Below are 11,741 nucleotides of genomic sequence, written 5' to 3'. Positions count from 1 at the left end.
AAGGCGGCCACTTGCGCATCCAGCCCGGCTGATGACGCCCCGCTCAAATCTGCCCCATTTCCCCGCCTCCAATCGTTGCTTGCCAAGTGCAATCGGTTGCCCATAGCGCTCGACTTATCGGCGACGACAATCCTCAAAATTCAACTGCTCGCCCTTGCGGGATTACGGTACTTGACAGTCATATATTATGGCATACCATAAGCCATCATATTTACGGAGAGAGCGCTGATGTCCATCCAGATCCGCAAGACCCTGCTGCAGGTCGAAACGACGTTGATTGAGGGGGGCAAGGCTGCCGCAGCGCCGTTGAAGCTGTTCGCCGCCATTGCGGTCGTTAAAAATCCGTGGGCGGGCAAACGTTTCGTAGCTGATCTGAAGCCGGAAATTCACGCAGGCGCGCCGGTGCTCGGCGAGTTGCTGACGAAGATGATCCTTGACGCTGTCGGTTCCGGCGAGGCGGTGGAGGCCTATGGCAAGGCGGCCGTCGTGGGGCTGGATGGTGAGATCGAGCATGCTTCCGCGCTCATCCATACGCTGCGCTTCGGCAATCACTATCGTCAGGCGGTCGGCGCCAAATCCTATCTTGCCTTCTGCAACACGCGCGGCCCCGGCAATGCGCCGATCATGATCCCGCTGATGGACAAGAATGATGAGGGCCGCCGTTCGCATTATCTGACGATCCAGACGGCCATTCCCGATGCCCCGGCTGCGGACGAGATCGTGGTCGCGCTCGGTGCTTCCGTTGGCGGCCGGCCGCACCACCGCATCGGTGACCGTTATCAGGATCTGAAGGATCTCGGCCAGGATGTCGCCAATCCGGCCGGCGTTTGAGGCGGACGCCAATGCAAAGGGTCGCCGACACGTCACGGGTCAATGGTGCAAAGGCAGGCGCCGCCACGCTCCCCCGGAAAACGACCGGAGGCGGGGCCGCCTATTTCGAAGCCGGCGCGGGCGAGAATCTGATCCTCATCCACGGTGTTGGAATGCGGCTCGAAGCCTGGACGCCGCAGATCGAGGTGTTTTCGACAACGCACCGCGTCATCGCGGTCGACATGCCCGGCCACGGCGGCAGCGAACGTCTTGCGGCCGGCAGCACTCTTGAGGATTTCGTCGGCTGGTTCGGCCGGTTTCTCGACGACATGCGGATAGAGCGCGCCAATGTCGCCGGGCATTCCATGGGGGCGCTGATTTCCGGCGGGGCAGCCGCGATGCTTGGAGATCGCATAGCGCGTGTCGGGTATCTGAACGGTGTTTATCGCCGCGACCCCGTTGCGAAGGCGGCGGTGCTTGCGCGCGCGGCGGCGATCCGCACCACGGGCGTGGACAAGGAAGGCCCCTTGCTGCGCTGGTTCGGCGATGATCTGAAAAGCCGGCACGCGCGGGAATTGACGCGGGGCTGGCTGGAAATGGTCGACCCGGAAGGTTACGCGGTCGCCTATACCGCCTTTGCGGGCGGGGACGAGACCTATGCCGACCGCTGGCCTTCGGTTGCCTGCCCGGCGCTTTTTCTGACCGGTTCGGATGATCCGAACTCCACGCCCCTGATGGCGGAACAGATGGCGGCGATCACGCCGCGCGGTTATGCCCGCATCGTCGAGGCGCACCGGCATATGGTCAATCTGACCGCACCCGAAACCGTCAATGCACTGATGGCCGAATGGCTGGCTTTAGAGGAGGAGCCGCAATGACCGTTGCAACCCTTGACCCGCGCGCCCTGCGCGACGCATTCGGCGCCTTCGTGACGGGGGTGACGATCGTTACCACCCGCGACGAAGCCGAAAAGCCGGTGGGTTTCACCGCAAATTCCTTCACCTCGGTCTCGCTCGATCCGCCGTTGCTGCTGATCTGCCTTGCCCGCACCTCGCGCAATTTCGCGACGATGACGGGTACGAAAAATTTTGCCGTCAATATTCTGTCTGAAGGCCAGAAGGACCTGTCCAATACGTTCGCCCGACCGGTGGAAGACCGTTTTGCCGCCGCCACCTGGTCGGATGCGCCGGCAGGCTCACCGGTCTTTGCCGATGTTGCGGCCTGGTTCGAATGTTCGATGCAGGAGGTTATCGAGGCCGGAGACCACGTCATTCTGCTCGGTCGCATCGACGCGTTCGAAAATAGCGGCCTGAACGGCCTCGGTTATGCGCGCGGCGGTTACTTCACGCCGATGCTGGCCGCAAAGGCGCTCTCGGCTGCGGCGGAGGGTGAAATCGCCGTCGGCGCAGTTCTTGAGCGTCGTGGCGAGATTTACCTCGTCGGGGAGGATGTGCTGTCGCTGCCCGGCTGCGTCGTGGCGGGCGGCGATCCGGTCGCGGCGCTGACGGCGCGGCTTGAAGAGCTCACCGGACTACCGGTCAGGACGGGCTTTCTTTACTCGGTTTATGAAAACAAGGCGGATGGGCGTCAGCACATCGTCTACCACGCGCTTGCGGATGGGGACGATGCGCCGCGCCAGGGCCGTTTTCTGTTGCCCGGCGCGCTGGCTTCGGCAAAGTTCGATTCCGGCGCGACGGCGGACATTGTCAACCGGTTCGCGCTGGAAAGTTCAATCGGCAATTTCGGTGTCTATGTCGGTAACGAGACTGCCGGCAGGGTCCATCCCATCTCGATGAAGGCGGCAAACCCATGAAATTCTCCCTCTTCGTCCATATGGAACGGCTGGACGCCTCGCAGGATCACAAGACGCTCTACGAGGAGTTCGTGACGCTTTGCGAAATCGCCGATCGCGGCGGCATGCATGCCATCTGGACCGGTGAACATCACGGCATGGATTTCACCATTGCGCCGAACCCCTTCGTGACGATCGCCGATCTTGCCCGGCGCACCAGGACGGCGCGTCTCGGCACTGGTACGGTGATTGCGCCCTTCTGGCACCCGATCAAGCTTGCCGGCGAAGCCGCGATGACCGACCTCATCTGCGATGGCCGTCTCGATATCGGCATCGCGCGCGGTGCTTACTCGTTTGAATATGAGCGGCTGCTTCCGGGTCTCGATGCCTGGGGCGCCGGCCAGCGCATGCGCGAGCTGATCCCGGCCGTCAAAGGTGTGTGGGCGGGCGACTATGCCCATGACGGCGAATTCTACAAATTTCCGGCCACCACGTCTGCTCCCAAGCCATTGCAGCAGCCTTTCCCGCCGATCTGGGTGGCGGCGCGCGATCCGAACTCGCATGAATTCGCCGTCGCCAATGATTGCAACGTGCAGGTGACGCCACTCTGGCAGGGCGATGACGAGGTGGAAACCCTGATGGGCCGCTTCAACGATGCCTGCGCCAAGAACCCGGAAAAACAGCGGCCGAAGATCATGCTGCTTCGCCACACCTATGTCGGTTCCGATGAAGCCGATATCGCTCAGGCGGCGCATGAGATGAGCGTCTATTACAATTATTTCTTCGCCTGGTTCAAAAACGAAAAACCGATCCATCAGGGGCTGATCGAGCGTATTGCGCCCGAAGACATCGCCGCCAACGCGATGCTTTCCACCGATGTCATGCGAAAGAACAATGTCGTCGGCAATGCCGATGAGGTGATTAGCCGGCTTAAAGCTTACGAGGCCATGGGCTATGACGAATATTCCTTCTGGATCGATACGGGCATGAGCTTCGAGCGTAAGAAGGCCTCGCTGGAGCGCTTCCTTTCCGATGTCATGCCGGCTTTCGGGGAGTAACGCGATGCGCAGTTTCCAGTGCTATATCGACGGACGTTTCGAAGATGGCGAGGCGCGTTTCGCAAGTCTCGATCCCGCAAGCGGCGCTGCATGGGCCGAAATGCCGGAAAGCCGCGAGGCCGATGTCGGCCGTGCGGTCGAGGCCGCTCACCGGGCGCTTTACGAAGATGCAGGCTGGTCGAAACTGACGGCGACACAGCGTGGCAAGCTGCTCTACCGGCTCGCCGATCTGGTCACTGAGAATGCGAAGACGCTCGCCGAACTCGAAACCCGCGATACCGGCAAGATCATTCGGGAAACCTCCGCGCAGATTGCCTATGTCGCGGATTATTATCGTTATTATGCGGGTCTGGCCGACAAGATCGAGGGCGCCTATCTGCCGATCGACAAGCCGGATATGGATGTCTGGCTGCGGCGTGAACCCGTGGGCGTCGTGGCGGCCATCGTGCCGTGGAACAGCCAGCTGTTTCTCGCCGCCGTCAAGATCGGTCCCGCACTCGCGGCCGGCTGCACCATTGTCGTCAAGGCCTCGGAAGATGGCCCTGCACCTCTTCTGGAATTTGCCCGGCTGGTGCATGAGGCCGGTTTTCCCGCCGGTGTGGTCAATATCGTCTCCGGCTTCGGCGCGTCCTGCGGCACGGCGCTCACCACCCATCCGAAAGTGGCCCATATCGCCTTTACCGGCGGTCCGGAAACGGCGCGTCATATCGTGCGCAATTCGGCTGAAAACCTCGCTTCCACCTCGCTGGAACTCGGCGGCAAATCGCCGATCCTCGTTTTTGCCGATGCCGATCTTGAAAGCGCTGCCAATGCGCAGGTGGCGGGAATTTTCGCCGCGACCGGCCAGAGCTGCGTCGCCGGCTCGCGGCTGATTATCGAAAGAAGCGTCAAGGATCGGTTCCTCGAAATTCTGAAGGCGAAAGCTGAGGCGATCCGCATCGGCTCGCCGCTGGATATGGCGACGGAAGTAGGCCCGCTGGCGACGGAGCGCCAGAGGAAGCATATCGTTTCTCTGGTTTCTGCCTCCGTGGACGCGGGCGCCAAGGTTGTCACAGGCGGTGTGCCTGTAGACGGCGACGGTTATTTCTATCGGCCAACCATTCTCGATTGCGACGGCATTCGTTCCCCATCGATGGAGAAAGAGTTCTTCGGTCCCGTCCTCTCGGTCGTTTCCTTTGAAACCGAAGCGGAAGCCATCGCGCTGGCCAATGACACGGTCTATGGGCTTGCCTCCGGTGTCTTCACGCAGAACCTGACCCGCGCCCACCGTCTGATGAAGGCGATCCGGGCCGGCATCGTCTGGGTGAATACCTACCGCGCGGTCTCGCCGATTGCGCCTTTCGGCGGCTTCGGCCTGTCGGGCGACGGACGCGAGGGCGGGCTTGCAGCGGCGCTCGATTACACGCGCACCAAGACCATATGGTTGCGCACCTCCGATGACCCGATCCCCGATCCCTTCGTGATGCGGTGAGCCCATGTTTTACGAAATCCGCACCTACCGGCTGAAGAACGGCGCCATCCCCGCCTACCTCAAGGTGGTCGAGGAAGAGGGCATCGAAATCCAGAAGAGCCATCTCGGCGAACTGGTGGGTTACTTCTTTTCCGAGATCGGCCCGATCAATGAGATCGTTCATATCTGGGCCTTTTCGAGCCTGGATGACCGCGAGGAACGGCGCGCACGGCTGATGGCCGATCCGCGCTGGTTGTCCTTCCTTCCGAAGATCCGCGACCTCATCGAAGTCGCTGAAAACAAGATCATGAAACCGGCGCGGTTTTCACCGCTCGGGTGAAATGCGCCGGTCGCGACGTGCATACCAACAAGAAGCTCTAAAACGGAGTAAGGGAACATGAAATTGAAACTGGTATTGACGACATGCGCTGCTCTTTTTGCCCTTGGTGCATCTGCTGAGGCGAATGATCTGGTTTTCTCCAGCTGGGGAGGAACCACGCAGGACGCCCAGAAGGCGGCCTGGGCCGAAAAATTCATGGTGTCGACCGGCATTAACGTGGTGCAGGACGGTCCGACGGACTACGGCAAATTGAAAGCCATGGTCGAGGCGAACGGCGTGACCTGGGATGTGGTCGATGTCGAGGGCGATTATGCCGCACAGGCCGGCCCGAAAGGCCTGTTGGAGAAGCTCGATTTTGCCGTCATCGACAAGACCAAGCTCGATCCGCGTTTCGTGACGGATTACTCCGTCGGCAGCTTTTATTATTCCTTCGTCATCGGCTGCAATGTCGATGCCGTGGCCGCCTGCCCGAAGAGCTGGGCCGATCTGTTCGACACCGCGAAATTTCCGGGAAAACGAACCTTCTACAAATGGTCGGCGCCGGGTGTGATCGAAGCAGCCCTTCTGGCCGACGGCGTGGCCGCCGACAAGCTTTATCCGCTCGATCTCGACCGCGCTTTCAAGAAGCTCGATACGATCAAATCCGATATCATCTGGTGGTCCGGCGGTGCGCAGTCGCAGCAGTTGATTGCATCTGCGGAAGCGCCTTTCGGAAGCGTCTGGAACGGCCGCATGACGGCGCTTGAAAAAAGCGGCGTGAAGGTGGAAACCTCCTGGCAGCAGAACATCACCGCGGCGGATTCCCTCGTCGTTCCCAAGGGGACGAAGAACAGGGATGCGGCGATGAAGTTCATTGCGCTCGCCACCTCTGCGCAGGCGCAGGCGGATATGGCGACCGCGACGGGTTATGCGCCGGTCAATATCGAATCCGCCAAGCTGATGGATCCGGAAACTGCCAAGACCCTGCCGGACCAGCAGACGGCAAGCCAGGTAAACGCCGATATGAACTACTGGGCGCAGCATCGCGATGAGATCGGCGAGCGCTGGTACGCCTGGCAGGCGAAGTAAGATAACGGCGCGGGCCGCGACAGGCGCCCGCGCGATTTTCCACGTCCGGGAGGTTTGGGCATGGTCTCGCTTACCGATGAAACAGTCAGCCCGAAAGCGAAGGTGCGGACGCCTTTCCGGCCCGGCAATTTTACGGCTACCCTGCCGGCGCTTGTCCTGCTTGTCCTGTTTTTCGTCGTTCCGGTTCTGATCCTGCTGTCGCGCAGCGTCACCGAACCCGTTTTCGGATTGGGCAACTATGCCGCCCTGCTGGGAAGCTCCAACTATCTGAAGATCTTCTTCAATACCTTCGCGGTGTCGGCGCTGGTAACGGTGGTGTCGCTGGCGATCGGCTTTCCCGTCGCCTGGGCGCTCGCCATCATGCCGGCGCGGCTCGCTTCCATCGTCTTTGCCATATTGCTCCTGTCGATGTGGACCAATCTTCTGGCGCGCACCTATGCGTGGATGGTGCTGTTACAGCGCACGGGCGTGGTGAACAAGACGCTGATGGGGCTGGGTATCATCGATCAGCCTCTGGCGCTGGTCAACAATCTTACCGGGGTAACGATAGGCATGACCTATATCATGCTGCCCTTCATCATCATTCCGCTCTATGGCGTCATCCGCAAGATCGATCCGGCCATTCTTCAGGCGGCGGCTTTGTGCGGGGCGACACGCTTTCAGGCGCTGACCCGCATCCTTATTCCGCTGGCAGCGCCCGGCATGATTTCCGGCGCGCTGATGGTCTTCGTCATGTCGCTCGGTTATTTCGTCACCCCCGCGCTCCTTGGCGGTACGGCGAACATGATGCTGGCCGAACTCATCGCGCAATTCGTGCAGTCGCTGGTCAACTGGGGCATGGGCGGGGCGGCCGCACTGGTGCTGCTGGTGGTGACGCTGACGCTTTACGCCATCCAGCTCAAATTTTTCGGCGCGGCCGGGGCAGGGGGGCGCTGACATGCTTTTGAACTATAACAGCCTCGGCCTCTGGAAATGGTTGCTCCTCCTGATCACGCTGCTGACGACGGCATTTCTCATCCTGCCCATCGTTTTCATCGCAGCGCTGTCCTTCGGCTCGTCGCAATGGCTGATCTTTCCGCCACCCGGCTGGACATTGAAATGGTATGCGGATTTCTTCGCCGATCCACGATGGCTGGAGGCCGCCTGGACCAGCCTGCGCATCGCCCTCATGGTTACGGTGCTGTCCGTGCTGATCGGTCTTATTGCCTCCTTCGGGCTGGTGCGCGGCCGTTTCATCGGGCGTAACACGCTTCGCGCGCTGTTCATGACGCCGATGATCCTGCCCGTCGTGGTGCTGGCGGTGGCGCTTTACGCCTTTTTCCTGAAACTTGGCCTTGCCGGCACGACTGCCGGTTTCGTTATCGCCCATCTCGTCGTGGCGCTGCCTTTTTCCATTCTGGCGTTGACCGGCGCGCTCGAGGGTTTCGACAAATCGATTGAGGATGCGGCGGTGCTGTGCGGCGCAAGCCCGTTGCAGGCGAAAATCCGCATCACGCTTCCCGCCATCAGCCACGGCCTGTTTTCGGCGGCGATCTTCTCCTTCCTAACCTCGTGGGATGAGGTGGTGCTGGCGATCTTCATGGCAAGCCCGACATTGCAGACGCTGCCGGTGAAAATCTGGGCGACCCTGCGTCAGGATTTGACGCCGGTGATTGCGGCCGCCTCCACGCTTCTCATCGCGGTGACCATCATTCTGATGCTGCTTGTCGCGGCTGTGCGAAAAGGACTGAAAACATGACCAAACCGCTCCTGCAGATTCGCGGCATCCGCAAGCAATACGGACCGGTCGTCGCCGTTCAGGACGTCAATCTCGACGTGCAGCCGGGTGAGTTCATGACATTTCTCGGGCCGTCCGGCTCGGGCAAGAGCACGACGCTTTATATCCTTGCCGGTTTCGAGCAGCCGACATCGGGCGATATTCTGCTGAACGGCGAAAGCCTGCTGTCGACGCCGTCGCACAAGCGCAATATCGGCATGGTCTTCCAGCGCTACACCCTGTTTCCGCATCTGTCGGTCGGCGAGAACATCGCCTTTCCGCTGAAGGTCCGCCGCAAGAGCAAGGCGGAAATCAATGCGAAGGTGAAGGAAATGTTGCGGCTTGTCCGTCTCGAAGGTTTCGAGGACAGAAAGCCGGCGCAAATGTCGGGCGGCCAGCAGCAACGCGTGGCGTTGGCCCGTGCGCTTGCCTACGACCCGCCGGTTCTGCTGATGGATGAGCCGCTGTCGGCGCTCGACAAGAAGCTGCGCGAAGAAATCCAGTTCGAAATCCGCCGTATTCACCAGCAGACGGAAGTGACGATCCTCTACGTTACCCACGATCAGGAAGAGGCCTTGCGTCTTTCCGACCGCATCGCCGTGTTTTCCAAGGGGGTTATCGACCAGATCGGCACGGGACCGGAGCTTTACGCTCACCCGGCTACCCGCTTCGTGGCTGAATTCATCGGCGACAGCGACTTCATCGCCTGCGACCTCCTCGCTGCCTCGGGTGGAAAGGCGACGGTTTCGCTCGGCCGGGATATCGTTTTCAATCATATTCCGATGCATGGCGAAGCCGCGCCGGGAAAGAAGGCGGCGCTGATGCTGCGCCCGGAGCGGCTGCAGCTCAGCCGTAACCGGCCGGTCGCCGCCGCCGGTTTCCAGGCCACGGTCAGCGACATCACTTTCCTCGGCAACAATGTCCATGTGGTGGCCCATACCGGCTCGGGTGAGCCGCTTGCGGTGCGCCTGCCTTTCGGCCATGAGGCGATTTCCGGCCTCAGCCGTGGCGACCTCGTGCATCTCGCCTTCGATCCGGCCTCGGCGCAGGTCTTCTGTTGAGGAATGGGCCATGCATCTGAATGATCCCACACTCTTCGGCGAGAAAGTGCCGGTGGCAGGCCGCTGGGTCGGTTGCAATGGCCGTGAAACGGCGGCGATCCGCAATCCCGCGACCGGTGAGATCGTCGGGCGGGTTCCAGAGCTCGGCGCGAAGGAAACGAGAGAAGCGATCGCTGCGGCTGTGATTGCTCAGAAGCAATGGGCCCGCCGCACCGCCGGCGAGCGTGCGAATATCCTGAAGGAATGGTTCCGGCTCGTCATGGAAAACCGTGACGATCTCGGCATGATATTGACGTTGGAACAGGGCAAGCCGCTCGCGGAAGCCAAAGGTGAGATCGCCTATGGTGCAAGCTTCATCGAATGGTTTGCAGAAGAGGCGCGGCGAATCCATGGTGAGACAGTGCCCGGCCACCAGCCTGACAAACGCATTTTGGTTCTTCGCCAGCCCGTGGGCGTGGTTGCGGCCATCACGCCATGGAATTTCCCCAATGCAATGATCACCCGCAAGGCCGGCCCGGCGCTGGCCGCCGGCTGTGCGGTGGTGCTGAAACCGGCGCCGCAAACGCCGTTTTCTGCCATCGCCCTTGCCATCCTTGCCGAGCGCGCCGGCCTGCCGCTTGCGCTTTTCAGCATTTTGACGGGGCCAGCCGCGGAGATAGGCGCAGAAATGACGGCAAGCCCGGATATCCGCCTTCTGACCTTTACCGGCTCGACGCGTACGGGCGAACATCTTTACCGGCAATGTGCGCCGACGATCAAGAAACTGGGACTGGAACTCGGCGGCAATGCGCCCTTCATCGTCTTCGATGATGCCGATCTGGATGCCGCTGTCGAGGGCGCGATCCTCGCCAAATTCCGCAACAATGGTCAGACCTGCGTTTGCGCCAACCGTCTCTATGTGCAGAGCGGCGTCTATGACGCTTTCGCTGAAAAATTCGCAGGGGCCGTCGCGCAATTGAAGGTCGGCAACGGGTTGGAAGGGGCAAGTATTCTCGGGCCTCTCATCGACGCAAACGCCGTTGCCAAAGTGGAAGCCCATATTGCCGACGCGCTTTCGAAAGGCGCCGAGATCGCCACGGGCGGCAGAAGACACGCGTTGGGCGGCAATTTCTTCGAGCCGACGATCCTGCGCAATGTCGATGCCGGCATGCAGGTGGCGCGTGAGGAAACCTTCGGACCGCTTGCGCCGCTCTTCCGCTTCGAGGACGAGGCGGATGTGATTGCGCAGGCGAACAATACCGATTTCGGCCTCGCCTCCTATTTTTATGCGCGCGATCTGTCGCGGGTCTTCCGGGTCGCCGAGGCGCTCGAATATGGCATGGTCGGCGTCAATACGGGGGCTATTTCCACCGCCGAGGCGCCTTTCGGTGGCGTCAAGATGTCGGGTCTCGGCCGGGAAGGGTCACGCCATGGCATCGAGGAATATACCGAGCTCAAATATGTCTGCATCGGCGGTGTCGGCTAAGGCCGGGCCGCGAAGAATGATGCCTATGCCAACAGCCCACGCATGATCAGCTCGAGATGTATTTTCAGGACGGCCTGTCTGTCCAGAATGCGTCGGTCGTTGAAAATCAGCCGAAACACCAATGTTCCGACCATGGGTGACATCACCACTTTGGCGAGTTCGGGAGGGTTGGCCCTGAACCTTTTTTTCGCGACGCCTTCCTCGAGGACCGTATCGATGCGCGCAAAGACCGGTGCCATCAACGTGTCGTGATGCTGGTCGATGAGATCGGGAAATTTTGCGCCTTCCGCAAGGATCAAGCGGAACAGTTCCCGCATCTTCTTGTTGTCGACGAGTGCATCGAACAGGAATTCCAGCAGCAGGCGAAGCTCCTCGACCGGGTCGTCGGATGTATGCGTATAGGCCTTGAACGCCTCCTGGAATGGCAGGGAGGCATGCTTGACCATCGCTTCGAAGAGCGCCTCCTTGGTTTCGAAATAGACGTAGACCGTCCCTTTCGTCACCCCCACCCGTTCCGCGATGTCTTCCACCCGCGTCGCGGTAAATCCCCTTTTGGTGAATTCCTCGAATGCGGCATCGAGAATTTGCAACGGACGTTGTATCTTCTGTTCAGCACGTGTCAGTTTTGCTTTCGCCATGGCCCCGGATCCTTCTATTTTTTGACGCGTGCCCTTCTGTCCGTCGCGATTGGCGGAAATGAGAGATGGGTTTGCCTATAGCACCGGCGCAAAAACCGGAACGATTTTTGTGAAGGCGCGCGCATGCTTCACTATGCCGGAACATTGCCAATGCGCCCGCAGGTATGTGCCGGACGAGAAGGGAACGATCATTCGGGAACCTGTACCGATACTCCGGACAGCTCCCCGATCAGCGGCATAAGAATTTCATTGACTATTCAGTCAGTCAAATATTATAGGATGAGGCGAAGATCAAGAGGTCAC

12 protein-coding genes are annotated in these 11,741 nt (G+C 60.5%); 11 read left to right on the top strand and 1 reads right to left on the bottom strand.

Features of this window, described 5'->3' with window-relative positions; translation table 11 throughout:
- Positions 1 to 228 precede the first annotated feature (228 nt).
- The 11 genes from CFBP4996_RS18970 to CFBP4996_RS18920 are packed head-to-tail and all read left to right on the top strand — an operon-like array spanning position 229 to position 10,800.
- Entirely contained in the window at positions 229 to 831 is a 603-nt protein-coding gene (locus CFBP4996_RS18970) for an amino acid synthesis family protein (protein WP_080854215.1), read from the top strand.
- An 11-nt stretch (positions 832 to 842) separates the two neighbouring features.
- On the top strand, positions 843 to 1,688 hold the full coding sequence (locus tag CFBP4996_RS18965; protein WP_080854216.1) for an alpha/beta fold hydrolase: 846 nt from the start codon (positions 843 to 845) through the stop codon (positions 1,686 to 1,688).
- Positions 1,685 to 2,623, top strand: coding sequence for a flavin reductase family protein (locus CFBP4996_RS18960; RefSeq protein ID WP_080854217.1), 939 nt, complete (start codon positions 1,685 to 1,687; stop codon positions 2,621 to 2,623). The genes CFBP4996_RS18965 and CFBP4996_RS18960 overlap by 4 nt, the downstream gene beginning before the upstream one ends.
- Complete coding sequence (locus CFBP4996_RS18955) at positions 2,620 to 3,660, top strand: LLM class flavin-dependent oxidoreductase (protein WP_020813482.1); 1,041 nt, start codon at positions 2,620 to 2,622, stop codon at positions 3,658 to 3,660. Before CFBP4996_RS18960 ends, CFBP4996_RS18955 begins: the two co-directional genes overlap by 4 nt.
- A 4-nt stretch (positions 3,661 to 3,664) precedes the next feature.
- Positions 3,665 to 5,131 carry an aldehyde dehydrogenase gene (locus CFBP4996_RS18950; RefSeq protein WP_080854218.1) on the top strand — a complete coding sequence of 489 codons (1,467 nt, stop codon included), beginning with the start codon at positions 3,665 to 3,667 and terminating at the stop codon, positions 5,129 to 5,131.
- Between the two features lie 4 nt (positions 5,132 to 5,135).
- Positions 5,136 to 5,450 (top strand): NIPSNAP family protein, encoded by a 315-nt coding sequence (locus CFBP4996_RS18945; protein WP_020813480.1) that lies wholly within the window; start codon positions 5,136 to 5,138, stop codon positions 5,448 to 5,450.
- 57 nt (positions 5,451 to 5,507) lie between these two features.
- Entirely contained in the window at positions 5,508 to 6,518 is a 1,011-nt protein-coding gene (locus tag CFBP4996_RS18940; protein ID WP_003519582.1) for an ABC transporter substrate-binding protein, read from the top strand.
- 60 nt (positions 6,519 to 6,578) lie between these two features.
- Positions 6,579 to 7,454: an ABC transporter permease gene (locus CFBP4996_RS18935; protein ID WP_080854219.1), complete on the top strand. Its 876-nt coding sequence runs from the start codon at positions 6,579 to 6,581 to the stop codon at positions 7,452 to 7,454.
- Between the two features lies 1 nt (position 7,455).
- Positions 7,456 to 8,256 carry an ABC transporter permease gene (locus tag CFBP4996_RS18930; RefSeq protein ID WP_080854220.1) on the top strand — a complete coding sequence of 267 codons (801 nt, stop codon included), beginning with the start codon at positions 7,456 to 7,458 and terminating at the stop codon, positions 8,254 to 8,256.
- Positions 8,253 to 9,335, top strand: a complete 1,083-nt coding sequence (locus CFBP4996_RS18925) for an ABC transporter ATP-binding protein (RefSeq protein ID WP_080854221.1) — start codon at positions 8,253 to 8,255, stop codon at positions 9,333 to 9,335. The genes CFBP4996_RS18930 and CFBP4996_RS18925 overlap by 4 nt, the downstream gene beginning before the upstream one ends.
- A 10-nt stretch (positions 9,336 to 9,345) precedes the next feature.
- Positions 9,346 to 10,800 (top strand): NAD-dependent succinate-semialdehyde dehydrogenase, encoded by a 1,455-nt coding sequence (locus tag CFBP4996_RS18920; RefSeq protein WP_080854222.1) that lies wholly within the window; start codon positions 9,346 to 9,348, stop codon positions 10,798 to 10,800.
- 23 nt (positions 10,801 to 10,823) lie between these two features.
- Here the strand turns inward: CFBP4996_RS18920 and CFBP4996_RS18915 are convergent, their stop codons facing one another.
- Positions 10,824 to 11,438: a TetR/AcrR family transcriptional regulator gene (locus CFBP4996_RS18915; RefSeq protein ID WP_080819556.1), complete on the bottom strand. Its 615-nt coding sequence runs from the start codon at positions 11,436 to 11,438 to the stop codon at positions 10,824 to 10,826.
- Positions 11,439 to 11,741: the final 303 nt, after the last annotated feature.

It is taken from the genome of Agrobacterium leguminum (assembly GCF_005144435.2).
GTDB lineage: Bacteria > Pseudomonadota > Alphaproteobacteria > Rhizobiales > Rhizobiaceae > Agrobacterium > Agrobacterium leguminum.
Note: the sequence above shows the minus strand (reverse complement) of the source record. Positions and strands in the feature narration are given on the sequence as shown.

Bases quoted from the DNA above. Each gene is read 5' to 3' on its own strand.
- CFBP4996_RS18920 (WP_080854222.1), top strand. From the start codon at position 9,346: ATGCATCTGAATGATCCCACACTCTTCGGCGAGAAAGTGCCGGTGGCA.
- CFBP4996_RS18970 (WP_080854215.1), top strand. From the start codon at position 229: ATGTCCATCCAGATCCGCAAGACCCTGCTGCAGGTCGAAACGACGTTG.
- CFBP4996_RS18960 (WP_080854217.1), top strand. From the start codon at position 1,685: ATGACCGTTGCAACCCTTGACCCGCGCGCCCTGCGCGACGCATTCGGC.
- CFBP4996_RS18935 (WP_080854219.1), top strand. From the start codon at position 6,579: ATGGTCTCGCTTACCGATGAAACAGTCAGCCCGAAAGCGAAGGTGCGG.
- CFBP4996_RS18955 (WP_020813482.1), top strand. From the start codon at position 2,620: ATGAAATTCTCCCTCTTCGTCCATATGGAACGGCTGGACGCCTCGCAG.
- CFBP4996_RS18915 (WP_080819556.1), bottom strand. From the start codon at position 11,438: ATGGCGAAAGCAAAACTGACACGTGCTGAACAGAAGATACAACGTCCG.
- CFBP4996_RS18945 (WP_020813480.1), top strand. From the start codon at position 5,136: ATGTTTTACGAAATCCGCACCTACCGGCTGAAGAACGGCGCCATCCCC.
- CFBP4996_RS18925 (WP_080854221.1), top strand. From the start codon at position 8,253: ATGACCAAACCGCTCCTGCAGATTCGCGGCATCCGCAAGCAATACGGA.
- CFBP4996_RS18950 (WP_080854218.1), top strand. From the start codon at position 3,665: ATGCGCAGTTTCCAGTGCTATATCGACGGACGTTTCGAAGATGGCGAG.
- CFBP4996_RS18930 (WP_080854220.1), top strand. From the start codon at position 7,456: ATGCTTTTGAACTATAACAGCCTCGGCCTCTGGAAATGGTTGCTCCTC.
- CFBP4996_RS18940 (WP_003519582.1), top strand. From the start codon at position 5,508: ATGAAATTGAAACTGGTATTGACGACATGCGCTGCTCTTTTTGCCCTT.
- CFBP4996_RS18965 (WP_080854216.1), top strand. From the start codon at position 843: ATGCAAAGGGTCGCCGACACGTCACGGGTCAATGGTGCAAAGGCAGGC.